The following is a 942-nucleotide window of genomic DNA, read 5'->3' as shown; positions in this document are numbered from 1 at the left end:
CCCCTTCCCGGGAGGATCATCCTCCCGAGAGGGGGCTTTTCTGGGCTATTTGGTGCTCTGGAGCACAAGAAGCCTAGGCATACGCTTCAGATTGTATGCCATAGCCTCCAAGATATTCTGTGTATGCGTTCGCTCAAGCCCTCGGTAGCGACATCGCCCTCCTGAAAACCACCTTCGAATACTCCCGAAGGTGCGCTCTATCAAACAGCGTATTTTGCTGATGCCGTTATTCAGTTCACGTTGTCGCTCTGTAAGCTTCATCCCCTTCTGCGCTTTGAGCATAATCCCATCAATCAAGCCGCGCTCAAGGAGACAAGCCGAGTTCTTCTTACTACAATAACCTTTATCGGCAAGGACACTAACGCCCTGCGTAAGCTCAGCCTTCTCTATCAGCTCGGGCAATACCACCGTATCGGCACAATTGGCTGGCGTGGTAATTATGCTCTCCACCAACCCTTGCCCATCGGTCAGCACGTGCTTTTTGTACCCGTAGCGATAGTGTCTGCCTTTGCGCACCCAACGAGCTTCCGTATCCACCCCTGGTTTGCGACTTTTTAGCTCATACTGATAAGCCTGCTCTTGGGCTTGCCCTTCTTCGGTGCGCAAGTCCTCTCGGTCGTCGGCCACTTTGATGAGGATACTCCCATCGGGAGCGTGCGGGCTATCCACAATGCTCGCATCCACAATAGCCCCTTGGTCAATACGGCTAATCCCGTGCTTCTTGAACTGCTTATTCAGCTCGCGAAGGAGCTTGTCCATAATCCCCAAGCGGGTCAGTTCAGCGCGAAAGCGACAGATGGTGCTGTGGTCTGGAGCTGGAAGGCCCATATCCAAGAGGGGGAATTCGCTGAAGAGGAGGGAGTCGTTGATCCGTTCTTCGACTTCGTAATCACTCAGGCCGTACCAGGTCTGAAGTAGTAGGATCTTGAACATCATCAAGGC

1 protein-coding gene is annotated in these 942 nt (G+C 53.1%); it reads right to left on the bottom strand.

Annotation, left to right across the window (positions count from 1 at the left end; genetic code table 11):
* Positions 1 to 45 precede the first annotated feature (45 nt).
* Positions 46 to 942 (bottom strand): IS5 family transposase (locus tag KO088_RS08865; RefSeq protein ID WP_215494437.1); only part of this gene is annotated, 897 nt, incomplete at its 5' end.

Source organism: Porphyromonas bobii (assembly GCF_943169685.1).
Taxonomy (GTDB): Bacteria; Bacteroidota; Bacteroidia; order Bacteroidales; family Porphyromonadaceae; genus Porphyromonas; species Porphyromonas pasteri.
The sequence above is the reverse complement of the archived record's forward strand: the minus strand, read 5'-3'. Positions and strand labels throughout refer to the sequence as shown.